The sequence below is a fragment of the Picosynechococcus sp. PCC 7003 genome (assembly GCF_001693255.1).
Lineage (GTDB): Bacteria > Cyanobacteriota > Cyanobacteriia > Cyanobacteriales > MRBY01 > MRBY01.
Map to the genome: position 1 here is coordinate 2,920,859 of NZ_CP016474.1, position 22,366 is coordinate 2,943,224.

At 49.3% G+C, this 22,366-nt stretch carries 21 protein-coding genes; 11 read left to right on the forward strand and 10 right to left on the reverse strand.

The window, feature by feature from the left end:
* Position 1 precedes the first annotated feature (1 nt).
* From AWQ21_RS13870 to AWQ21_RS13905, 8 genes are all read left to right on the forward strand, one after another.
* Positions 2-226 (forward strand): hypothetical protein, encoded by a 225-nt coding sequence (locus tag AWQ21_RS13870; protein WP_157094775.1) that lies wholly within the window; start codon positions 2-4, stop codon positions 224-226.
* 99 nt (positions 227-325) lie between these two features.
* Positions 326-643: a TMEM165/GDT1 family protein gene (locus tag AWQ21_RS13875; RefSeq protein ID WP_065715041.1), complete on the forward strand. Its 318-nt coding sequence runs from the start codon at positions 326-328 to the stop codon at positions 641-643.
* A gap of 78 nt (positions 644-721) precedes the next feature.
* A complete protein-coding gene (locus AWQ21_RS13880) occupies positions 722-1,018 on the forward strand; it encodes a TMEM165/GDT1 family protein (RefSeq protein WP_065715379.1) in 297 nt (98 codons plus the stop codon).
* A gap of 60 nt (positions 1,019-1,078) precedes the next feature.
* On the forward strand, positions 1,079-3,256 hold the full coding sequence (locus AWQ21_RS13885) for a Piwi domain-containing protein (protein ID WP_065715042.1): 2,178 nt from the start codon (positions 1,079-1,081) through the stop codon (positions 3,254-3,256).
* A gap of 86 nt (positions 3,257-3,342) precedes the next feature.
* Positions 3,343-4,554: a M20 family metallopeptidase gene (locus AWQ21_RS13890; RefSeq protein ID WP_065715043.1), complete on the forward strand. Its 1,212-nt coding sequence runs from the start codon at positions 3,343-3,345 to the stop codon at positions 4,552-4,554.
* Between the two features lie 4 nt (positions 4,555-4,558).
* Positions 4,559-5,209 carry a cupin domain-containing protein gene (locus AWQ21_RS13895; RefSeq protein ID WP_065715044.1) on the forward strand — a complete coding sequence of 217 codons (651 nt, stop codon included), beginning with the start codon at positions 4,559-4,561 and terminating at the stop codon, positions 5,207-5,209.
* 142 nt (positions 5,210-5,351) lie between these two features.
* A complete protein-coding gene (locus AWQ21_RS13900) occupies positions 5,352-7,010 on the forward strand; it encodes an EAL domain-containing protein (protein ID WP_065715045.1) in 1,659 nt (552 codons plus the stop codon).
* A 136-nt stretch (positions 7,011-7,146) separates the two neighbouring features.
* Complete coding sequence (locus tag AWQ21_RS13905; RefSeq protein WP_065715380.1) at positions 7,147-8,391, forward strand: VWA domain-containing protein; 1,245 nt, start codon at positions 7,147-7,149, stop codon at positions 8,389-8,391.
* 16 nt (positions 8,392-8,407) lie between these two features.
* On the opposite strand, the gene AWQ21_RS13910 is transcribed toward AWQ21_RS13905, so the two are convergent.
* Complete coding sequence (locus AWQ21_RS13910; RefSeq protein WP_065715046.1) at positions 8,408-8,623, reverse strand: RNA-binding S4 domain-containing protein; 216 nt, start codon at positions 8,621-8,623, stop codon at positions 8,408-8,410.
* Between the two features lie 23 nt (positions 8,624-8,646).
* A complete protein-coding gene (locus tag AWQ21_RS13915; protein ID WP_065715047.1) occupies positions 8,647-9,384 on the reverse strand; it encodes a dienelactone hydrolase family protein in 738 nt (245 codons plus the stop codon).
* Positions 9,385-9,447: 63 nt separating this feature from the next.
* Here AWQ21_RS13915 and AWQ21_RS13920 point away from each other — a divergent pair, with 63 nt between their 5' ends.
* Positions 9,448-10,611 (forward strand): ISAs1 family transposase, encoded by a 1,164-nt coding sequence (locus AWQ21_RS13920; protein ID WP_065715048.1) that lies wholly within the window; start codon positions 9,448-9,450, stop codon positions 10,609-10,611.
* Between the two features lie 156 nt (positions 10,612-10,767).
* Here the strand turns inward: AWQ21_RS13920 and AWQ21_RS13925 are convergent, their stop codons facing one another.
* From AWQ21_RS13925 to gshA, 3 genes are all read right to left on the reverse strand, one after another.
* Positions 10,768-12,741 carry a peptidoglycan DD-metalloendopeptidase family protein gene (locus AWQ21_RS13925; protein ID WP_065715381.1) on the reverse strand — a complete coding sequence of 658 codons (1,974 nt, stop codon included), beginning with the start codon at positions 12,739-12,741 and terminating at the stop codon, positions 10,768-10,770.
* A 754-nt stretch (positions 12,742-13,495) separates the two neighbouring features.
* A complete protein-coding gene (locus tag AWQ21_RS13930; RefSeq protein WP_065715049.1) occupies positions 13,496-13,951 on the reverse strand; it encodes a tRNA (cytidine(34)-2'-O)-methyltransferase in 456 nt (151 codons plus the stop codon).
* A gap of 56 nt (positions 13,952-14,007) precedes the next feature.
* On the reverse strand, positions 14,008-15,153 hold the full coding sequence (gshA, locus tag AWQ21_RS13935) for a glutamate--cysteine ligase (RefSeq protein ID WP_065715050.1): 1,146 nt from the start codon (positions 15,151-15,153) through the stop codon (positions 14,008-14,010).
* 178 nt (positions 15,154-15,331) lie between these two features.
* Between gshA and AWQ21_RS16435 the strand changes: the two genes are divergently transcribed.
* Both AWQ21_RS16435 and cobA read left to right on the forward strand, forming a co-directional pair.
* Complete coding sequence (locus tag AWQ21_RS16435) at positions 15,332-15,472, forward strand: hypothetical protein (RefSeq protein ID WP_198159662.1); 141 nt, start codon at positions 15,332-15,334, stop codon at positions 15,470-15,472.
* A gap of 230 nt (positions 15,473-15,702) precedes the next feature.
* Positions 15,703-16,473, forward strand: a complete 771-nt coding sequence (cobA, locus tag AWQ21_RS13940) for a uroporphyrinogen-III C-methyltransferase (protein ID WP_232314995.1) — start codon at positions 15,703-15,705, stop codon at positions 16,471-16,473.
* Here cobA and AWQ21_RS13945 read toward each other — a convergent pair.
* The 5 genes from AWQ21_RS13945 to AWQ21_RS13965 all read right to left on the reverse strand — a co-directional run bounded on the left by AWQ21_RS13945 (position 16,456) and on the right by AWQ21_RS13965 (position 22,246).
* Positions 16,456-18,093, reverse strand: a complete 1,638-nt coding sequence (locus tag AWQ21_RS13945) for an acetolactate synthase large subunit (RefSeq protein ID WP_065715052.1) — start codon at positions 18,091-18,093, stop codon at positions 16,456-16,458. The genes cobA and AWQ21_RS13945 overlap by 18 nt on opposite strands.
* A gap of 44 nt (positions 18,094-18,137) precedes the next feature.
* Positions 18,138-19,502, reverse strand: coding sequence for an NAD-dependent succinate-semialdehyde dehydrogenase (locus AWQ21_RS13950; protein ID WP_065715053.1), 1,365 nt, complete (start codon positions 19,500-19,502; stop codon positions 18,138-18,140).
* Between the two features lie 173 nt (positions 19,503-19,675).
* The gene (locus tag AWQ21_RS13955; RefSeq protein ID WP_065715054.1) at positions 19,676-20,200 is read right to left on the reverse strand and encodes a phycobiliprotein lyase; all 525 of its coding nucleotides are present in this window, start codon (positions 20,198-20,200) and stop codon (positions 19,676-19,678) included.
* A 111-nt stretch (positions 20,201-20,311) separates the two neighbouring features.
* A complete protein-coding gene (locus AWQ21_RS13960) occupies positions 20,312-20,512 on the reverse strand; it encodes a hypothetical protein (protein ID WP_065715055.1) in 201 nt (66 codons plus the stop codon).
* 186 nt (positions 20,513-20,698) lie between these two features.
* Positions 20,699-22,246, reverse strand: coding sequence for an AAA family ATPase (locus tag AWQ21_RS13965; RefSeq protein WP_065715056.1), 1,548 nt, complete (start codon positions 22,244-22,246; stop codon positions 20,699-20,701).
* Positions 22,247-22,366: the final 120 nt, after the last annotated feature.

The window sequence follows — 22,366 nt, forward strand, 5'->3', positions numbered from 1 at the left end:
TATGCAAGCGTTTTTTTTCGATTACCGGGTCTGGCTCTTGGCAAGTCTCCATTGTTTCATGGGTGTGATGGCGGCATTGGTCTCTTGGCGTAAGGGTTACAGCTTCCGGCGTTGGCTGGGTTGGGGCCTCTTGGGAGGGACACCGACCCTTCTTTTTGCCCTGGGGCGATCGCCTCATAATTCCCCCACCGATCCTGAGAAAAGTCCACCAGACCGTTCCCTTTAGCAGCTTAAAATTTTCACTTTTATTTCATATTTACAAAACATCCCCGATAAATCCTGATAAACTAAGCCATGGTTTTAAGCGAGATTTTTCCCAAGTAATATGACGGCCAGTCACCCCCCCAAACAGGAAAGACCCTGGAGTATTTGGACTGTTTTCGGCTCCACTTTTTTGACGATTTTCATTGCAGAAATGGGGGACAAAACCCAGTTGGCCACCCTTTTAATTTCGGCCCAAGCGGCTTCTCCCTGGGTGGTCTTTTTGGGGGCCGCCCTTGCCCTCGTGAGTACGAGCTTGTTGGGCGTGATCATTGGCTACTGGCTCGCCCGGAAGTTGGCCCCCGATATTTTGGATATGTTTGTTGGCGTGCTGCTGCTCGTGATTTCTGGTCTGCTGATCGTGGATATGCTGGCAGTCTAATGCATTTCCCTAGGCAATAATTTCTGTTTTTTTTGATTAACGTGATTCACCCATAAAATTTCCTAGCCCATGGTAGATATCGATTGGCAATTACTAAGTCTCACTTTTATTACCGTCTTTCTGGCAGAAATTGGTGACAAGAGTCAACTGGCGGCGATCGCCCTGGGGGGCAGTTCCAAATCACCCATTGCTGTATTTTTCGGCTCCGTGACGGCTTTGATTATCACCAGCCTCTTAGGTGTCATTGCCGGGGGAGCCTTTGCTGCTTTTATTCCCGCCCAGATTCTTAAGGGTTTAGCGGCCATCGGTTTTGCGACCCTCGCCGTGCGGTTACTGTGGCACCCGACCCCAGTGAATGAGAAACACGAGGATTAAATTTCTACATAATCCATTAGAATATTTTATTAAATACAAATATGTAATTTTTGCATAATTATGAATTTGACCTTATTTAATGAAATCCTGCCTATTAATATTTCACAATTACCAAATCAATATTTTTATAAACTCTGTACAGCAGGAGATGTTGATTTAGATTCTTTAGGTCGTTCTATAAAATATCGCATTCAGAAATACTTTAGAGGTATTTGGGTTTGGAGCACCAATGATCAATTATTAATTTCAGATAAATTAATTGAATATCCTGAACTACAAAAATTCACTCAATATCTATGGACAGATCAAAGTAATCTTACATTTAATCAGCTAGAAGGTATTGAGATAGAGAATATACGATGTTGCACTCCTCAAGGAATTGCTGACTTTTGCTCGCAGGGATTAATTAAGAAATATGATCAACAAATCAAAAAAATTTTAGAGCAAAGTAAAACAGCACGTAGAGACTACCATATTAAACTTATACACAAATTTGGTTCATGGGTAGTAAACAATCAGCCCTGTATATCTTTATCACTTAAACAAGAGATTGATTTTAATGGAACCCTACAAGACTATCTCACAAAATTCCCCAACAGTAACATTATTGGACTCCATGTTTTAGATATAACAAAGCCATTTAATACGGCTCAAGAGGTCATTAAAATACTTGGAATATTAGGGGAGGGTAATCGACGACAACGATTGTTGACTTGGGTTAAAGAACCAACAATGAAAAAACTCGTTGAAGAAGCCCCTGATAGTGAATTAGTAGTCGAAATAGGGAACAAAAAAAAGAGTTATCATTACATTATAAGTGCTTTAAGAATAAGAGTTTTAAACCAAGATTATTTAAGGCTCGGAATATCCGAAAAACTACAAATTGTTTCCGAAGAAAGACTAAAATATATTGAACCACTTTTCCGGATTCTTCAATCCGAAGGTTTTTTGGATAAAGTTTACACATCTCAGAGAAATCCAGAGCTTTTTCGTTCTTGTAGTGAAGAATGGGGTTATAATCCGCTCCTTAAATTTAAAAATAATGCTACTGTTGCTGCCGAATCAGTTCAAAGCACAGTTCAAGTTGTTCAAAAACATGGTGAATTCAGAAAAGCAGATAAATCTGAAATTAGAATTGCTATTCTAAATACACTTAAAAGTGAAAACTCTACAAAGCTTATCGAGATATTTAGAAATAATTTCAAAAGATCCTTTAATCAAAATCTAGAAGGCATTGGCAATCAACTAAAGTATAAATTAAAATTAGTAGGCCAGCCTATTGCCCTTGATTTGTCAAAAAACTCTCTCTCTTTATTAGACTCTAAAATAGGAGAGTTGTCGAAGAAGAAACCGGATATTGTTATCTGTGTTATTCCGAATTTCTTGTCTAAAGGTGAAGATGGAAGGACTCTTTATGATGATCTAAAACAAACTTTTCTAAAGTACAATCTACAATCCCAAATGTTACAAGAGAAAACATTGACAACTTCTTTTGCGACTAAGAACATTGTTTTAGGAGTCTTGGCAAAAATAGGAAGTGTTCCTTACATATTACAAGAACCACTTACTTACACAGATTTTGTGGTAGGCCTTGATGTTTCACGCCGTCGGAAGAAAAATCTTCAAGGAACTAATAGTGTTGCTGCCATGACTCGTATTTATTCCAATCAAGGTGAATTAGTTCACTACAGTATTAGAGATGCTACTATCGACGGTGAAATCATACCAAAAAGAATGTTGTATGATTTGTTTCCTCTTCACGAGTATCAAGGAAAGCGTGTAGTAATTCATCGAGATGGAAATTTCCCAGAAGAAGAAAGACAAGCACTAGAAGAAATCGCAGAAAAAATAGATGCCAAGTTTTATTTTGTTTCAATAATCAAAAGTGGCAATCCTAGAATATACGGTAGAACTAAAAATGAAGAAGGAATAGGAAGCTATCGCAAAGCCCCAAAAGGTTCAATTTTTTTGTTGTCTGAGACAGAAGCATTATTAATTAGCTCTGATTTTCCAGACCGTTTTCGAGCAACTCCACAACCTCTGCGAATCAAAACCTTTGGGAATTTTCCATTGCAGTCAGCAGTTCACTCCGTCTTATCTCTAACATACCTACACTATGGATCAGAAAGACCTCCACGGTTACCTGTTTCTACTTACTATGCTGATTCAATTTCAACAATGGTATCCAAAGGCATTAAACCAAAGGATGTAGATGGAAATATACCTTTCTGGTTATAGAACAAGAATATTATTTTTTGTTATTTTGCTCTTGAGATCTTTTACACTAAAAATAGCTTCTTAGTTTTTTCATTAAATTTTTGTTTATGGTCGCTACCGTTAGCCTGGACGCAATTCTCCACAAACACCGGATTCGTCCCACGATCCAAGCGCTCCAATCAGAAATTGTCCAGTGGCGTCGCCAGATCCACCAGAAACCGGAATTAGCGTTTCGGGAAAATCTGACCGCAGAATTTATTGCTCACAAGCTCACGGCATGGGGCATCCCCCACCAAACTGGCATTGCTGAAACTGGCATTGTCGCCCTCATCGAAGGTCATCAAAAGGGTAAAGTCCTGGGCATTCGCGCCGATATGGATGCCCTACCAATCCAAGAGGAAAATGAGGTGGATTACCGCTCCCAACATCCGGGAGTGATGCACGCCTGCGGTCACGATGGCCATGTGGCGATCGCCTTGGGGACAGCGAAATATCTCCAGGAAAACCGCGACAGTTTCCGGGGAGCCGTGAAAATTATTTTTCAACCTGCTGAGGAAAGTCCCGGCGGCGCAAAACCGATGATCCAGGCGGGTGTCCTCCATAACCCTGACGTAGATGCGATCATTGGCCTGCACCTGTGGAATAATCTCCCCCTCGGCACCGTGGGGGTACGGCCTGGGGCGTTAATGGCGGCGGTCGAAAGCTTTGATTTGCGTGTACAAGGCAAAGGAGGCCACGGCGCTCTACCCCACCAAACCGTCGATGCAATCGTGGTCGCGGCGCAAATTGTCGGCGCACTGCAAACCCTTGTATCCCGGATCGTGAATCCCCTCGATGCGGCGGTGGTTACGGTGGGCGAATTTAAAGCAGGTCACGCGATGAACGTGATCGCCGACTATGCGGACCTCAAAGGCACTATCCGCTACTTCAACCCCCAACTGGAAAAAACCATTGGCGATCGCCTTGAAACCATCGTTAACGGCATTTGCCAGAGCTATGGGGCCAGCTACAAATTGGATCATGTGCATCTTTATCCACCGACGATCAACGATCCCACCATGGCCGAGTTGGTGCGTTCCGTTGCCGAAGCTACCATTGAAACGCCCCTAGGGGTCATGCCCGAATGCCAAACCATGGGTAGCGAAGATATGTCCTTTTTCCTGCGGGAAGTGCCCGGTTGTTACTTTTTTCTCGGTTCGGCGAATCCGTATTTTGATCTGGCTTATCCCCACCACCATCCCCGCTTTAACTTTGATGAAACAGCCTTAGGGATGGGGGTCGAAATGTTTGTCCGTTGTGTCGAAAAATTTTTAGCTTAAGCCCATGCAACTCCACGCCAACCTACAAGAGCGAGTCGTCCTCGATACCAATGCCTTACCCTGGCAAGCTTCACCCATGGCTGGGGTCGAACGGCGCATGTTAGACCGGGATGGGGCCGAAGTTGCCCGCGCCACTTCCCTCGTGCGCTATGCCCCCGATAGTTATTTTTCGGAACATACCCACGGCGGCGGCGAAGAATTTTTTGTCCTCGAAGGTACTTTTGCCGATGAACATGGGGAATATCCCCCCGGTACCTATGTGCGTAATCCCGTCGGTTCTAGCCACCGTCCCCACAGCAAAACGGGCTGCACCATTTTTGTGAAACTCTGGCAAATGGATCCGGCGGATCAAACTTTTGTGCGGCTTAATACCAAGGAACAACCCTGGTTGCCAGGTTTGGTGAAAGGGTTATCGGTGCTGCCATTGCATAATTTCCAGGGAGAAAATGTTGCCTTGGTGCGGTGGGAACCGGGGACTTATTTCCAAACCCATCGCCACTGGGGCGGTGAAGAAATTTTTGTCCTCGAAGGTACTTTTGAAGATGACCAGGGCAGCTACCCGGCAGGCACTTGGTTGCGGAATCCCCCCGACAGTATTCATACTCCCTTTAGTCGAGAAGGTTGCCTGATCTATGTAAAAACGGGCCATTTGTAAGACGTTCATCAAATATCAGGGGCTTTTTGCATTCCTGTGGGATCTGGCTTTGAAAATCTGTGCTAAAACCCAACATAGGTGCAGACACAATCATTGAGTGGTACTAACCCGTAAAATCATAGGTAAATTTCCCCGGAGACGTATGACTTTTTTCTGGCAGAATGGTGACCTGGCTGCGAGTCAAGGGATCAGCTTTGAGCCGCCGATTTTTCTGGATGGTCAGACGCCCCTCACCCAGGCGATCGCCCTCATGATGGGTCAGGAAAAAGATTCTCCCCAAAGTTGTTTGATCATTACAGAGGGGGAACAGATGGTGGGGATTTTGACGGAGCGAGACTTAGTGCGATTGTCCCTCTCTCCGAAAGCACTCCACCAAACCTTGGTACGGGACATTATGACTAGCCCAGTGGTGACCGTCGAGGACAAAAATTCAATCGACGTTTTTTCGGCCTATAACTTGATGCGACGGCACCAGATCCGCCATTTGCCAGTCGTTGATGAACAGCAGCGGGTGATCGGGGTTACAACCCTGAGTCTATTGCGACAGGCGTTGCATTTGGGATATTTTCTCCGGTTTCGGGAAGTGCGAGAGGTGATGTCCGGTCAGGTGATTTCCGTTCCGCCAGAAACCTCCGTCCTTGAAGTGGCGCAACTAATGGCGAGGCGACGGATTAGCTGTGTGGTAGTGGCCATCGAAGCGGGATATTTTTTCAAGCCCATCGGCATCATTACAGAACGGGATATCGTCAAATTGCAAGGCTCTGGGGTTGATTTAGAAGCTTTGGGTGCTGGGGAAGTGATGAGTGCGCCCCTCATTCAGTTGCATCCGGGAGATTCCCTGGCGATCGCCCACGAAAAACTCCAACGGCACCAGGTACGGCGGATTGTTGTCACTGGGAAGGAAGGGGAATTACAGGGCATTTTGACGGAAAGTAATCTCTCCCAAATCCTCGATCCCCTAGAACTGTTCGGGATGTTAGAAATTTTGCAGCATCGCGTGAACCAACTGAGTGAGGACCGCGATCGCCTTTTGCCCCACAAAAAGCTCCACCTCCAGCAAGCCCTCAAAAACGACGAATTTTTACTCTATTACCAACCCCAACTCGACACCGCAAGCCAACGGATCATTGGGGCGGAAGTGTTGGTGCGTTGGCAGTCCCCAGAACGGGGTTTGGTGTCACCGGGAGAATTTATCCCCCTCGCAGAAATGACAGGCTTTATTGTGCCCCTGGGGGAATGGATCCTCAAGGCCGCCTGTACCCAAGCCGTTCAATGGCAACAACGGGGTTTGCCTCCCTTGCAAATTTCCGTCAATCTTTCGAGTAAGCAACTACAAAGTCCCCAACTGGTGCCCTGCCTCAAGGCAATTTTGGCGGAAACAGGTCTTGGGGCCCGCTGGCTCAAACTGGAACTGACCGAGAGCGCCCTGGTAGAAAATGTCGATTTTACAATGGCCCAATTTCGGCTGATTAAGGAACTAGGGGTGGCGATCGCCATTGACGACTTTGGGACGGGTTATGCCTCCCTGGGATATCTACAACATTTCCCCTTCGATACCCTTAAAATTGACCGCTGCTTTGTGGAAAATATCCACCAAAATCCTAAAAATGCCGCCATCACCAAAGCCTTGATCAACATGGCCCAACAGCTTAACTTCTCGGTCATCGCCGAAGGAGTAGAAACGGCTGAAGAAATGGAATTTTTACGGCAACACCACTGCCACACATTCCAGGGCTTTTTCATCAGTCGCCCCCTACCAGCGGCGGCCTTCGAAACATTTTTAGCAAATTATCCAGCCTAGAACTCCGAAACATTACGAAACCCAGTCGTCGTTGCCCGTTCCCCCAGGGAAACGGTTATGCTGAAATTGCGAAATATCCGCCCCGGTCTGCGGGGTTCGCCCCCAGTGATTCACGTCCTATCGAGAAATAGCCATGATGCAAGTCGGACTGCAAGCGCGCCTCAGTGATGCCCATTTGGATGCTACCCAAACCCAAAGCCAACGGCAGCTTTCCCTCTCCATTGGGGCGATCGCCAGTGATTTTCAAGACGCCACTCTGCCCCTCAATCTCTGTTTAGTGCTGGATCACAGTGGTTCGATGGCTGGGCAACCCCTTCGCACGGTCAAGGAAGCCGCCATAGAATTGGTCGATCAACTGCGGGAAGGCGATCGCCTCTCGGTCATTGCCTTTGATCACAAAGCAAAGGTGATTGTCCCCAACCAAGATGTCACCGATAAAGCCCACATTAAAGCCCAGATCAACCGCCTTGAGGCCGCCGGGGGCACCTGTATCGACGATGGCATTAAGCTTGGGTTACAGGAACTAGCCAACAGCCCCGGCAAACGCGCCGCCCAGGTGTTTATGCTCACCGACGGGGAAAATGAACATGGTGACAATGGCCGCTGTTTAGAAATTGCCGCCGTTGCCGCCGAACATGGTGTGACCCTCAGTAGCCTTGGGTTTGGTGAGAACTGGAACCAGGACGTCCTCGAAAAAATTGCTGATGCCGCCAATGGCAGTTTGGCCTTTATCGAAACGCCGGATCAAGCCCTCGTAGAATTTGAACGACTCCTCCAACGGGCGCAATCGGTCGGTTTAACCAATGCCCAACTCCTTTTGCAACTGTCCCCTGGCAGTCGTTTAGCAGACCTCAAGCCCCTCGCCCAGGTGGCTCCAGAAACCATTGAATTGCCAGTGGTCAAGGAAGGCGATTTCTACGGTGTCCGCCTTGGGGATCTATTAACCGAAGCCCCCCGGATCATTTTGGCGAATCTATATATTGACCAACTCCCCCCCGGCAACCAAACCATTGCCCAGGCCCAAGTCCGTTACGACGACCCAGCCACGGGCCAAACCCGGCTTATTTCAGAGGCCGTTCCGATCACCGTCGCTGTCCAAGAAAACTATCAACCGGCTCCGAATCCTGTGGTGCAGCAATCGATTCTCGCCCTCGCCAAGTACCGACAAACCCAACTAGCCGAAGACAAACTCAAAGCCGGCGATCGCCAAGGGGCTGCAACCCTCCTCCAAACCGCAGCGAAAACGGCGATTCAATTGGGCGATACCAATGCGGCCACTGTCCTCCAGCAAAATGCGACCCAACTCCAAGGGGGCCAAGACCTCTCCGAAGGCGATCGCAAACGTACCCGCATCGCCGCAAAGACAATGATCCAGCCTTAATTTTTAGGAAACAATCCTACTCGTCAAATTCCACCTGAAGCGTTGTCTCCTCAAAGGTGACGAGATCTCCGTGGCGTAATTTCCGTTTGCGGCGGGTTTCCGTTTCTCCATTGACCTCCACGAAGCCCCCCTGGATGACCATTTTGGCCTGGCCCCCCGTCGCCACAAGGTTCATAATCTTCAGAAATTGATCAAGCTGAATTGTGGGTTCAGCGGTGGGTGTTTGGGTCATGGGGATTAGACGAAAACAAAAAACTAGAGGGTTTCGGCAAAGAGGATTTGCACCTCCTGCCATGCCGCTTGGGCGGCCTGTTCATTGTAACTGGCGCGGCGATCGCAAAAGAAGCCATGATCCGCCCCTTCATAGCGAAAAATTTGGTAATCGACTTGGTGCGTTTTTAGAGCCGTCTCGATCTGATCCACCTGGGCCGTCGGAATAGAAGCATCGGCCATCCCAAAAAAGCCATAGAGTTTGCCTTGGATCTTAGGGGTGTAGTCGAGGGTTGTCTGGGTCGGTTCCCCAGGACACCAGGTGGTAATGCCCGCACCATAAAAAGACGCCGTCGCCTTAATCTCCGGCAGACTCGCCCCCAAATAGGTCACGTGACCGCCAAAGCAAAAGCCAATGCTACCAACCCCCGTGGGCTTCACCTGGGGCAGACCGTAAAGATAATCAATGGTCGCCTGGAGATCACTGAGGAGTTCTGTGGCCTTGGTTTGTTCTTTGTATTGCCGTCCGACTTGCACATCCTCTGGCGTATATCCCGCTTCAAACCCTGGGGCCAACCGTTGATAAATTGCCGGGGCGATCGCCACATAGCCTAAGCGAGCAATGCGGTCGGTGACATCGCGAATGTGGGCATTGACCCCAAAAATTTCCTGCACCACAATTACAGCGGGCAGAGGTTCCGTACTGACTGGATAGCTCAAGTAAGCGGCAATCTGGAGATCGCCATTGGGAATTTGCACCGTTTCTGTTTGGAGTGGGGGCATCACCAGGGGCTACGCATCTAAAAAAAGGTGTAGAAAGGAGGAAAGAGGAAAAATGTGAAAAGAATGGCATCCCTATTTAACAACGAAGTTCTCAAAGCCAGTATTGACAAGCACTTTGGAGAAATAGAAGACCCAAGAGTAGAACGTACACGGGCACACTACTTAGTCGATATCATCGTTATCGCTCTTTTTGCCACTATATCAGGAGCCGATAGTTGGGTAGGAATCGAAACCTATGGAAATTCCAAAGAAGAATGGCTCAGGCAATTTCTCGAGTTGCCCAACGGCATCCCCTCCCATAATACTTGTGCCAGGGTATTTGCCAGATTAGACTCAGAACAATTAGAAGCAGAATTTCGCAACTGGGTAGGGACAATAGCAGGAAAGCTCTCAGCTCAGGTCATTGCCATAGATGGAAAAGCTTCACGAGGCTCCTACGATAGGGAAAAAGGCATTAAAGACCTACAACTGGTCAGTGCTTGGGCAACGTCATCTCGTCTAGTGTTAGGACAAGAGGCTGTGGAAACAAAATCCAATGAAATTACAGCCATTCCTCAACTACTCGCACAACTAGAGCTCAAAGGATGTATTGTGACCATCGATGCCATGGGCACTCAAAAGAAAATCGCCCAACAGATTTGTCAAGCTAAAGCAGACTATATTCTGGCTCTCAAGGGCAACCAGGGTAGATTGTTTAAAGCAGTAAAAACCTGGTTTGAAAAGCAAAGAGAATCTGCCAAAGAATGGCGAGAAACGGGATGGCATCAGACGGAGAAGGGACATCAGCGTCTAGAAACCAGAACAATCTGGCAAATTCCAGCATCTCATGTTTTGCCTCAAGAGTTACGGGAGCCTTGGCAGCAACTCCGTACCATCGTCATTGTGGAAGGAACTCGTCAACTTTGGCATAAGACTACTCACGAAATCCGCTTCTTTATCAGTTCTATAGAAGCGACAAATCAGGAGTTTGCCAGTCATATTCGCAATCACTGGGGAATTGAAAATCAGCTTCATTGGTGTCTTGACGTGGTCTTTGGAGAAGATAATTCTCGAATTCGCCAAGGTCATTCGGCTCGTAATATGAGCCTAATGAGGCGGTTCACGTTGAATCTGCTTCGTCAGGAGACTTCTCAAACCAGCCTCACCATGAAGCGTTACAAGGCTGCCATGGACAATGGTTTTTTACTTAAAATCCTTGCTGACTCTGGTTTTATTTTAGATGCGTAGCCCCTGGGGGCATCACAAAAGCACTGAATAAATAACTTCGCCGTTTCCATTTTAGAAGGTATGCCCTTGGCGATCGCCTTAACCAGAGCCAAAAAAAGAGAGAGAAATACTCCCTCTCAGATAAATGTATGAAACTTAAAGACTAGATATTCCGCCCTAGCGCTTCGGTAGGAAGGCCATCGGGTTCACTGCTCCCTGACCCTTGGGATGAATCTCAAAGTGGAGGTGCGGGCCAGTACTGAAACCAGTGCTACCCATGGCTGAAATTTGTTGGCCTTGTTTGACCTGTTGGCCTTTGCGCACCATGATCCGGCTATTGTGGGCATATAGCGTCACACTACCATCACCGTGACGAATCTTGACGAGGTTGCCGTAGCCGCCGGAGTTCCAGCCAGCCGTAATCACTTCACCACTGGCCGCCGCAAAAATTGGCGTACCTGTGGGAGCAGCGATATCAATTCCTCGGTGCATCCGACCCCAACGGGGGCCATAACCAGAGGTAAAGGTTCCCTTCGCCGGCCAAATATAACCATTGAAGATTTCAGCGCCTGGTAAATATTCATCGGGAGAGGCTAGGGGCGGTAGATCCGGGCTCACGGTTTCACCGATGGATAGGCGCAGAAGCGCGTTATAGTTGGCGACGTTGCCAGGAGAAGCTGCGGCAATTTCCTGGGGAGCTTCGGGGACTGCTACTGTGCGGGCAGCAGAAGTTTCAGGTTGGCCCTGCCATTCTGGGTTAACCACTACGGGAGCCGGGGCCGCAGCGCGCTCATTGCTAGCGCGCTCATTGCTGGTGAATTCGACATTAGGAGCCGGAACCTTGAGGGCAATGGGCGTTGATTGTTGTTGATATTCTCGACGCAGCCGTGCGATGTCAGTTTTAAGCTTTTCTACGGCGGCTTCCGTTGTGATTTGGTCACTCTCTGCTGCTACTGCAGAACCAGTCTCTACCTGCAATTTGGGTTGCGGCAGGGAAACTGCATTCGCTAGGGTTGCACTGTTGCGATTCACGCCTTGGGTTACCTCCGTTTGGGGAACAAGGGCCACAAATTCTTTTTGGGGCTGGGGTCGTTGGGCGCGGGCCGGAATCGTCAGTCTTTGGTTGACGTAGATTACGTTGGGATTGAGCAGCTTATTGGCGGCAATCAATTCACGTCCTGAGATGCCATAACGACGGGCGATCGCATACAAAGTTTCCCCAGGACGAACCACATGGCTTTTGGGTACGGCATTGGTATTTGCTGCAACTAACACTTCCGCTGGAGCTGTCGGCGCGACGGCCTTCTCTTGGGGACGCACCAGGGGGGTTGAAGCATTGCTTTGGGCCGGAGGAATAGTCAGGGTGACGGAACGGGCCTGTTCTGTTTTTTCTTCTTTTTTCGCTTCCAATACCAATTCCGGGGTCGGAGATTGGAGCTTGGGGGGTTCCGGTAAACGCTGTGGGCTAGAGACGGCGTTGTTGGCAATCAAGGTTTCTGGTGTGGGCTCTGCCTTCGCTGTGGGCGCACTGAAGTCCTGGGGTTTCGGCACAGGAATCGTAACGACGCCCTTAGGAGCCGCAGTGGGAGCCTGGGGGGTCAAAGCAGTGGAGCTAACTAAGGTTTCGGGTTGAGATGCCTCTGTTTCTGCCTCAAAAATCACCTTTTCCACAGGCTGGCTTTTTAGGGCTTGAATACTTTCGACGAGTTTATCTTGTTCGGCGCGTAACGTAGCGGTAGGTGCGTCGGCCTCAAGGCGGACGGAGTCGGCATCCATGAGGGCTTGGGAAGGAAGCTCAAGGGCGGCAACTTCAACGCTGGGCTTGGGGAGCGTGGGTTGCTCGCTGGGGGCGATCGCCGGAGAGTCAATCTCATAACGGGCGATCTGCTGTTGGGAAGGGGCTGGAATTTTTAGTGCTTGCCCAACCACTAAAGTACTTTCGACAGTGAGATCGTTTAAGGTGGCGATCGCTTCGGGGGCAACGCCATATCGTTGAGCAATGGACCAAAACGTATCAGCTTCAGCAACGATGTGCTTGATGGCGGGTAGTTCAGGCTCAACCCTACTGACAGAATTTGAACTTACAGCAGCGACGAGTTGGGGGGATTCGACCTCCGGAGCCGTTGCTAAAGTAACTGGAGCAGGAATCATAAAAGTTTCTCCTTGGGAAAAAAGACGGTCTGTTTGTGAATTGGGCAAAGCCGTTGCTTCTGTGGTCAACACCGGGATATCGGTGGTGATAGTTCCTGGGGCTCTCAATGTGAGGCCGAAGAATCTGAGAAGTGAGGCACGTTTTCCGGAGGGCCAACAATACTCCAGGGGGAGCAGGCTTGTTGGAAAACAGATGCTTGGTTTGACTTTACCGACGTTGCCAAAGCGGCAGTACCTCTCGGGGATACAATGCGGTGCTTTTGGGATACGTCCTTCAAAAACAACCTCCTACTTGTGTCGAGCAGTGGTTTCATTCTGCTTCAACTGAAACAATTGAAGTAACAATTCTACCAACTTCTCGTGATTGAGATCACTTGAATTGGACATTTGGTGAATGTCTAGGAAAGGTTACCCTGGTTTCTTCTTTTTAACAAGTCTGCGTTGATATATTTTGATTTTTCTGGGGGAAAAACACCGTCATTAATGGGTAGTCCAGGATACAAAACAAGGGCTATTTCAGTTAATATTTGGTTGCACTTTTCCCCAATGGCGATCGCCTAGCATATTTTTGGGATTTTGACAGCTTCTATGGGCCAGATGCTTATTTAGTAAGCTTTTTGGAATTTTTAAGATTGCATTTAGCGATAGTATTTTTGTTTTAAAAGAGTGAGAGTCCCACCCATTCAGGGGAGATTCGTTAATGTTTTCGAAGCACGACGAAAGAGCGGTGATAGAAATATCTTATCGAGGAAAACTAAAGCCCTAATTGACGCCGCACTTCAAAGAGACCCACCGCCGCACTCACAGAAAGATTAAGGCTCCGAACATGGGTCTTATTGATAGGAATAGTCAGGGTTGCATCGCAGCGTTGGAGCAGTTCTGGCGGGAGGCCTTGGGTTTCACTGCCAAAGAGTAACCAGTCATCATCTTGGTAGGTGAATTCTGTGTATTGGCTGGTGCCCCGGACGCTGTAACCCAGGAGACGCCCCCCTCTGGTGGCCTGGGCCTGGAGGAAATGCTCAAGGTCAGGATAGAAGGAGAGTTTGACATGGGGCCAGTAATCTAGACCGGCGCGTTTCAGGTGGCGATCGCCAATTTCAAAACCCAGGGGGCCGACGAGGTGTAATTCCGTATCGGTGGCGGCACAGGTGCGGGCAATATTGCCTGTATTGGGGGGGATTTGGGGATGAACAAGAACCAGTTGGGGCATCAGCTCGGATTAATAAAAAAAGTCTTACAGACAGTTAAAGATACCCATTCAAGCGCCTAGGCCACAAGGGCAGCCGGTTCACATAAATATTGGGCTAATTCTTGATCGAGGGTTTCGGCTTCGGCGATCGCCTTTTGGATGATCATCTCTAAAGGTTGACCTTGGTGATGGGCCTGGAGCCATCGCTGGGCCTGGTTCCCTTCCCGGAGTAACTTTTGTAGGGGGCTCAAAAAACAAGCAAATCCCGCCTGTTTCGCAAAGGGATAGACCTCTGTATAAATTTCTTGGATCCAGTCTACCGCTTGGATCGGTTGGCCCGTCCGCCAGTGATTGAGGGTCGCGTCTAGGCTAGATTGGGCCGCCAACTGCTCATTGGCATCGGTAATTTCCAAGAGGCGAGCCGGATTTAATTGACTCGATTTGAGGGGGTCGAGGTGGGGCTGGGCCATAAGCTGCTGGATTCTTGCTTCCACAAAGGCCACAATAGCCAACAATTGCAGAGGGTGAATCACCAAATCACAAATTCTCAGTTCCAAACGGTTTAGGGAATATGGACGGCGATCGCCATTGGGGCGTACCGAAGACCAAAGATGTCGGACATTCTGCATTGTGCCCAGACGGAGTTGCTCATTAGTCCAATCAATAAAATGTTGATGGCTGGTAAATAGGGGCACCTGGGCCGGGGTTTTCGGGAAAACTTGCCAGCGGCGGGAATGGGAACCCGTCACGCGACCATCTAAAAACGGCGAGGCCGCACTCAAAGCCAGGATCAAGGGGGCTTCGAGGCGCATTAACCGACAGGCCCGCATCAAAATTTCTGGATCTTCAATGCCAATATTAATGTGGACACTGGCCGTCACCACATCGGTGCCATAGGTCTTTTCAATATAGGCATGGTAGGGATTTTGAGGATCCGAACGAAAAAAGCGGCTCGCATCGCCCAAAGAGAGGGTACTGCCAGGAATGAGGGTGTAGTTTCCCAGGGTTTTTAAGAACTGACGCAGTTGAAGTCGGGGCTGCAAAATGGCACAGAGCAAACTTTCATAGCTGCAACAGGGGGGCGTGGTGTATTCTACGTTGCGATTATCGGGTTCCCGCACGAAGCCTTCGAGGGCCTTTACCACTTGATCGGAGAGGCCGATAATTTCTCCGGCGGGAGTGCCTGTGTAGATCTCAATCTCTAAACCTTTTGATAGCAGCAAAATGTATCCTCAAATCCTGGCCATGGGGGATGAATCATGGAGATTCTCCAGCAATACACTATTTTATGCTGCCCTTCTCGCTCCTTGTGCGAAAATTTCTGCCTGACGCTGGGGAATTTTGAGTTAATATACTCATTCTCTTAATAAACGCCATTTTAAAAATTGCTTTAGATCAGCCATGAGCCAATGTACAGTCCAGGATAAAGCCGCCAACACCTTACCCCTAGACACCCGGGTGAAGTATCTTTCGATCCAAGCGGAATTGGAATTATTGCTCCAGCAAATTCGTTCTAATCCCCAGAAGCAGGATCAAGCCTAAGGAAATGGGGAGTCATGATTGTTCGTTGGGGCCATGGCTTCTTTTTTCGGGATAGAAAATCGTAAGGGCGATCGCCTTGTCAAGGAAAAAATTAAGTATTTCTTTAGAAAGAGCAATTAAAGATACAGAAAAAAAAATTGCCCGTGTTAACCTGAGATACTCTACGGCCCCTCCGCCATTTCCCTTAAATATTATTTTCTCCCCTGAATCACTCCTCCATGGCAAATTCCATGACCCCTAGCACTCCCGTCGGCAAAGTTTACCTTGTTGGGGCAGGCCCCGGTGATCCGGGACTCTTTACCCTCAAGGGCAAAACCCTCCTCGAAATGGCTGATGTTGTTGTTTATGATGCCCTGGTTAGTGAGCCCATTTTGGCGATGATCAATCCCCAGGCAGAGCGGATCCATGCCGGGAAACGCCGGGGTAGACATTCCCTCCCCCAGGAAGACACCACAAAAATTTTGATCGAAAAAGCCCAGGAATTTGCCATTGTGGTGCGTTTGAAAGGGGGCGATCCCTTCGTTTTTGGGCGAGGCGGCGAAGAAATGGCCGACCTCCAAGCAGCTAATATTCCCGTAGAAATTGTTCCTGGAATCACCTCTGGCATTGCCGCCCCCGCCTACTGTGGCATTCCCCTCACCAGCCGTGGTTATAGTTGTTCAGCCACCTTTGTCACGGGCCACGAAGCGGCCGGCAAGTATCAACCCCAGGTCAACTGGCAGGCGATCGCCCAGGGTTCTGAGACCCTCGTGATCTACATGGGCATCCATAATCTGCCCCAAATTATTCCCCAGCTCCTCGAAGGGGGCTTAACCGTTGATACCCCCGTTGCCCTGATTCGTTGGGGGACGCGCCCGGATCAAGAAGAACTTCTGGGTAACCTCGGTGATATTGTTCAAAAAGTCGAAGCAACAGGCTTTGCCGCACCGGCGATCGCCATTGTGGGCCGGGTGGTAGAACTCCATCCCCAGTACGACACCCTGTTACATACGGCAGATTAAATCCCCTGATTTTTGGGAAAATTTCACATTCTCGCTGTAGTCTACGGGGCAATCGATCACCGCTGGCACATCCTGAGCTAAAGCTTCCTTGAGGGTGGACACTAGGTCGGCGGCGGCAGTAATCCGATAACCCTTGAGGCCCATGCTTTCGGCAAACCGCACGAAATCGGGGTTTCCAAACTCCACAAAGGCCGGTGCCCCAAATTGATTAATCTGCTTCCAGCCAATCAAACCATAGCCACCATCATTGAAAATGAGGGTGACAAAGTTCGCCCCAATGCGCAGAGCGGTTTCGAGTTCCTGGCAGTTCATCATAAATCCCCCATCTCCCGTGACGGCCACCACATTTTTTTCTGGGTGGACTAATTTGGCCGCTACGGCGCCGGGAATTGCAATACCCATCGCCGCAAAACCATTGGAAATCAGGCAAGTATTGGGGCGATCGCAATGGTAATGGCGGGCCATCCACATTTTGTGGGCGCCCACATCGGAAATGACGATATCCTCTGGGGCCATCACTTGACGGAGATCGTAGATAATTTTTTGGGGTTTGACTGGAAAACTAGCATCGGTGCCGTAGCGTTCATAATCCTCCCGAATCTCTGCCCGGACATTGAGAAATTTGGGTACGGTTTTGCCTTCGCGGTCAGTGCGTTTACGAATCTCCGTTAAGGCATCGCCAATGTCGCCGACAACTTCCGTGAGGGGAATATAACTACTGTCAATTTCAGCGGCTACTTCACCAATGTGAATAATCGGAGTCTGACCGTCTGGGTTCCAACGCTTCGGGGAATATTCGATCAAATCGTAGCCCACCGCAATCACCAAATCGCTCTGCTCAAAGGCGCAGGTAACAAAATCCCGTTGTTGGAGTCCCACCGTCCACAGGGATAGGGGATGGGTATAGGGAATTGCCCCTTTGCCCATAAAGGTGTTGACCACGGGAATATTCAGATGGGTCGCAAAATCAGTGAGGGCTTCGGCCGCGTCGGCACGAATAATGCCATTACCCACCAGGATCAAAGGATTCTTGGCATGGGCGATCGCCTCGGCGGCGCGGTTTAAGCTCCGGCTCGCAGCATAGATTTTTTCGCGACCGTCCCGCCGGAGGGGCTGACCTTCTACGGTCATCGCCGCAATATTTTCGGGGAGATCAATGTGCACCGCCCCTGGTTTTTCCTGTTGGGCAATTTTAAAGGCGCGACGCACCACCTCTGGGGTCGTGTTTGGCCGGACAATTTGTTTATTCCACTTGGTCACGGGGGCAAACATCGCCACCAGATCGAGATATTGGTGGGATTCAATGTGCATCCGGTCGGTGCCCACCTGCCCTGTAATCGCAATCAAAGGAGCACCGTCTAGGTTCGCATCGGCAACCCCGGTCATTAAATTGGTGGCCCCTGGCCCTAGAGTAGACAGGCAGACCCCCGCTTTCCCGGTTAAACGACCATACACATCGGCCATAAAGGCAGCACCCTGTTCATGGCGGACGGTGATAAAGCGAATAGAAGACTCTTTGAGGGCTTCGAGGATATGGAGATTTTCTTCCCCCGGCAGACCAAAAATATACTCTACCCCTTCATTTTCTAAGCATCGGATCAATAATTCTGCGGTATTCACGGGGCCTCCTCAAGCACCAAAATCGTTAGGATAAAATCGGGGGATTATTTCAGCCACACTGTTTTGGCATTCACAAAGGTGCGAATCCCGGCAAGGCCCAATTCTCGCCCATAGCCAGAGCGTTTCGTCCCGCCAAAGGGGAGGCGTGGGTCAGATTTCACCATGCCATTAATAAAGACAGCTCCAGCGTCGAGATCCCGGATAAAGCGTTTTTGTTCTGCTGGATCATTTGTCCAGGCACTGGCCCCTAGACCAAAGGGAATATCATTGGCAAGGGCGATCGCCTGATCGAGATCTTTAACCGTAAACACCATCGCCACCGGCGCAAACAGTTCCTCCTGAAGAATTTTGGCCCCTGGGGGAATCTCCGTCAAAATGGTCGGCGGATAAAAATGACCGGCGCGATCGAGGGGTCGCCCGCCCAACAAAACCTTGGCCCCAGCGGCCACCGCTTGATCCACTTGGCGGCTGATATCCTGCAAAATGCCCTCCGTTGCCAGGGGGCCGATATCCGTCTCTGGTTCCATGGGATTGCCGATCTTGAGACTGGCGAATTTGAGGTGGAGTTTTTCGAGAAATTCGGCGGCGATCGCCTCGTGGAGAATAAACCGTTTTGCCGCAATACAAGATTGGCCATTATTCATGGTGCGGGCCACGGTGCCCACGGCCACAGCCTCATCGAGATCCGCCGACGGAAAGACCACAAAGGGATCACTGCCACCCAGTTCCAAGAGCGTCGGTTTAATTTCTTGGCCCGCGAGACTGGCTAAACTCGCCCCAGCGGGTTCGCTCCCCGTTAAGGTGGCGGCCTTCACCCGGGGATCTTTGATCACCTGCTCTACCTGGGCTGCGCCAATTAACAAGGTTTGAAACACCCCTTCCGGAAACCCCGCCGCCTCTAAAATCGCTTCCACGGCTAGGGCGCACTGGGGCACATTGGACGCATGCTTTAACACCGCCACATTCCCCGCCATTAATGCTGGGGCCGCAAAACGAAAGACTTGCCAGAAGGGAAAATTCCACGGCATCACTGCAAGCAGAATGCCCAAGGGCTGATAGCAAACATAACTTTCTGTGGCCTGGGTTTCTGTATATTCATTGGCCAAAAACTGCTCGCCATGTTCGGCATAGTAGCGACACACTAAAGCAGATTTTTCGGCTTCGGCGATCGCACTTTTATGGGTTTTCCCCATCTCCGTGGTGATAATTTCGGCAAATTTACTGGCATCCCGCTCGAGGATCGCCGCCGCATTTTCGAGCCACTGTCGCCGTTGGCTAAAACTGGTGCGCCGATATGCTTGAAATGCCCCCTGGGCCTTGGCTAATTTTGCGTCAATTTCTGCTGGGGTCAGGGCTTTAAAACGCTGACAGATTTCTCCGGTTGTGGGATTGATCGTGGCGATCGCCATAACTCTCTCCTTTGCCGCTGCGGGCTTGAGGCCTCCACTCTTCTCAGTGTAAGCGGGAATTTTGGCAATTTTTGGCGAGACAGATAAACCTAAACAATCCGTGACATACGCCCAACACGGAATACTTTTTATACCAGGGAGATTTTTTAAGACCGCAAATTTGGCCCGAATCCCTAGAGGCGCGTTTCTAAATATTGCGCGATCATCAGTTCTTGTCCCGCACGGGAAGTAATAGTTTGGCGTGTGCGGTGTTTATTCCCAACAAATTTAATTTCTTCTTCAAAACTTGCGCCGTCATAGGCGGTCTGGAGTCGCATAACGTGGGGTTGAATCAATTCAAATTCGGCAACAATCGGTGCAGTTGTCGAAAAACCACGGTCGCGGTACATGAACTGATCCCGGATCCCAAAGATCGTTTCTCCTTTTAGGGGTTTGCGTTGCACATTGGTGTAGGTGCTTTCCCAGGTTACTTTCGCCCCACATTGAAAGGCCTGATCAGAGGGTAATTTGTGGGCGATCGCCAAGGGTTTCAGGTGAGGGTGCTCGGCGGGCAAAAAGACGACTTCGATTTCTGAAATGGCCTCCAGGGGCTCCTGGTCACTGTTGAGGGTGTAGTAGCGGCGCTGGGAATGCCACCGACCGGCGGAGCGCTGAAAAAAGGCGGTGCTGGCACTGGGCGAAGTCGCAAGTAAATTCATGGGCGAAGAGCTTCGAGAGCTGCTGCAAATGTCAATGCTTAGTTTATATATTGTTACATTCTAGTGTGGTTCTGGGCAAGGCAAGGGCGATCGCCTTACCCAGCAGAGACCCTACTTTACGTACTGCCACTGATTGCGAATGAGGGAAAGAAAGGTGGCATACCCCGCAGAGGTAGACGGAAAATCAGGTTTGTAAAATTCCGGAAACTCCGTATAGGGACGCCAGGGGTCAAAGGCTTTTAACCTAAGATGTAGTACCCCTTCAGACGCACCACCGTTGGGACTCCAGGTCATTTGGCCAGCTGCTTGCATGGTTTTTACTCCTTAATTGAAATAGTCAATGAGTATTTATAACTATTTATTTTGAGGAAATGACCCAGAGTTTCCGTGGGATTTGTTACGGGATCGGGGAGAAATATGCGCAAGTGTTAACTTTTTGTAATATTTTCACCCAAGTTGGCGATCGCCTTTTTCTTTTCTCTGAGAAATTAATTTGGCTTAAATCGGTTCCTCCGTCAGTTGGGCCATGATTGCGACAGGAGCCTGGGTGGTATCTAGGGTTTTAACCAGGGGGCGCTCCTCTGGGGCAAATGGGTCAAACTGCTCCTGTTGGCTAGTAAGCAGATCTGCCGTTGCATCGGAAATATCGTTGGTGCGGGTTGTTAACCGTTGGGCTAAAACCGGCAATGGTGCTTGGCAGTGGAAAATTTCTAAGGGAATATCTTGGTCGGCACAGGCTTTAATCACATTTTTACGGTAGACAAGTTTGTCATACTTGGCATCGAGAATCACCGTAAAACCTTGTTTTGCTAACAGTAAACCCAGCTCCTGTAGACGGGCGTAAGTTTGCTCATTCATCGCTTCACTGTAGAGGCTGTCATCTCCTTTCGCCTCTAAAGCTAGACCCGCTAAATGTTTGCGCACGGCATCGGAGCGCAGTTGAATTCCATTCCATTGGCGGGCCGCCACGCGAGCCACCGTTGATTTGCCAGCACCAGACAAGCCGCACATCACAATCACTTTTCCCTGGGGACGTTGGGTATAACGCCAGGCTAAGTCGTAGTAATCGGAAGCGGTGGCCGCAGCCTGAATTTTTGCTTCTGGGGCGATCGCCGGATCATCCAAAAGGAATGACGTCACCTTTGCTCGCACATAGGCCTGACGACTCAGATATAGGGGTAAAACCTGGAGCCCTTCCCAATCTCCGGTACGTTCGACATAGGTGTTGAGAAAAGCATTCCCCAGTTCCTTAGCGCCCCGAGCATCCAGATCCATCACCGTGAAAGCCACGTCATACATGGTATCCACGAACCGAAAAGGCTCATTAAATTCAATGCGGTCAAACAATTGAATCTGATCCTGCCAAAAACAAATATTGCGCAGGTGCAGATCGCCATGGCATTCTTTGATTTTTTCTTCGCGGCGGCGTTTGGCAAAAATTTCCTCCCGACTAGCAAAGAAATTGTCTGTAAATTGCTTGGTTTGCTCGAAGCGATCCTGGGTCTGGACAGTACCAATATATTTAGCTGTTTGGGCGTAGTTTTCATCAATGGCCTGACGGATTTTGGCAATTTCCCCAAAGCCGAGGATGTAATCATTAGTAGTCGCCCGTTGGTGGAAATCAGCGACGGCTTTTCCCAGTTGCACCATGTGATCTTCGGTGAGAGTGCCTGCAGTAAACATTTCACTCAACAGATTCTCTTGGGGGAATTGACGCATTTTCACGGCATATTCCACCACTTCCCCTGCCCCGTCAAAGGCGTAGGTTTGGCCGTCATAGGTAATGGGCAGCACTTCTAAGTACAGATCAGCAGCCAGGGCGCGATTTAGCTCTAGTTCTACTTCGCAGAAATGGTGACGCTTGTCTAGGGTCGAAAAATCCAGGAAGCCAAAATTAACCGCTTTTTTGATTTTGTAGGCATAGTCCCCGGTCAAAAATACGTAGGACACATGGGTTTGCACTAAGGCGATCGCCCCTTGGGTCGGGTGGGGATACATCGCAGGCTGTTGTAGCGCTTCAATCAAGGCTGAGATCGAATGGTACATCTAAAAATTTCACCGTAGAAGATATTGAGGTTTATTGTGCCATCTTGCTTCGGTTCCCTCTGCCCACAGTCTGGCTGAATTTCATTTTGTCTAAATTAATTTAGTATTTTTATGAAGCAG

Excerpts from the sequence above, each read along its gene's own strand:
- AWQ21_RS13870 (WP_157094775.1), top strand. The coding sequence starts at position 2 with ATGCAAGCGTTTTTTTTCGATTACCGGGTCTGGCTCTTGGCAAGTCTC.
- AWQ21_RS13875 (WP_065715041.1), top strand. The coding sequence starts at position 326 with ATGACGGCCAGTCACCCCCCCAAACAGGAAAGACCCTGGAGTATTTGG.
- AWQ21_RS13885 (WP_065715042.1), top strand. The coding sequence starts at position 1,079 with ATGAATTTGACCTTATTTAATGAAATCCTGCCTATTAATATTTCACAA.
- AWQ21_RS13890 (WP_065715043.1), top strand. The coding sequence starts at position 3,343 with ATGGTCGCTACCGTTAGCCTGGACGCAATTCTCCACAAACACCGGATT.
- AWQ21_RS13895 (WP_065715044.1), top strand. The coding sequence starts at position 4,559 with ATGCAACTCCACGCCAACCTACAAGAGCGAGTCGTCCTCGATACCAAT.
- AWQ21_RS13900 (WP_065715045.1), top strand. The coding sequence starts at position 5,352 with ATGACTTTTTTCTGGCAGAATGGTGACCTGGCTGCGAGTCAAGGGATC.
- AWQ21_RS13905 (WP_065715380.1), top strand. The coding sequence starts at position 7,147 with ATGCAAGTCGGACTGCAAGCGCGCCTCAGTGATGCCCATTTGGATGCT.
- AWQ21_RS13910 (WP_065715046.1), bottom strand. The coding sequence starts at position 8,623 with ATGACCCAAACACCCACCGCTGAACCCACAATTCAGCTTGATCAATTT.
- AWQ21_RS13915 (WP_065715047.1), bottom strand. The coding sequence starts at position 9,384 with ATGCCCCCACTCCAAACAGAAACGGTGCAAATTCCCAATGGCGATCTC.
- AWQ21_RS13920 (WP_065715048.1), top strand. The coding sequence starts at position 9,448 with ATGGCATCCCTATTTAACAACGAAGTTCTCAAAGCCAGTATTGACAAG.
- AWQ21_RS13925 (WP_065715381.1), bottom strand. The coding sequence starts at position 12,741 with ATGATTCCTGCTCCAGTTACTTTAGCAACGGCTCCGGAGGTCGAATCC.
- AWQ21_RS13930 (WP_065715049.1), bottom strand. The coding sequence starts at position 13,951 with ATGCCCCAACTGGTTCTTGTTCATCCCCAAATCCCCCCCAATACAGGC.
- AWQ21_RS16435 (WP_198159662.1), top strand. The coding sequence starts at position 15,332 with ATGAGCCAATGTACAGTCCAGGATAAAGCCGCCAACACCTTACCCCTA.
- cobA (WP_232314995.1), top strand. The coding sequence starts at position 15,703 with ATGACCCCTAGCACTCCCGTCGGCAAAGTTTACCTTGTTGGGGCAGGC.
- AWQ21_RS13950 (WP_065715053.1), bottom strand. The coding sequence starts at position 19,502 with ATGGCGATCGCCACGATCAATCCCACAACCGGAGAAATCTGTCAGCGT.
- AWQ21_RS13955 (WP_065715054.1), bottom strand. The coding sequence starts at position 20,200 with ATGAATTTACTTGCGACTTCGCCCAGTGCCAGCACCGCCTTTTTTCAG.
- AWQ21_RS13960 (WP_065715055.1), bottom strand. The coding sequence starts at position 20,512 with ATGCAAGCAGCTGGCCAAATGACCTGGAGTCCCAACGGTGGTGCGTCT.
- AWQ21_RS13965 (WP_065715056.1), bottom strand. The coding sequence starts at position 22,246 with ATGTACCATTCGATCTCAGCCTTGATTGAAGCGCTACAACAGCCTGCG.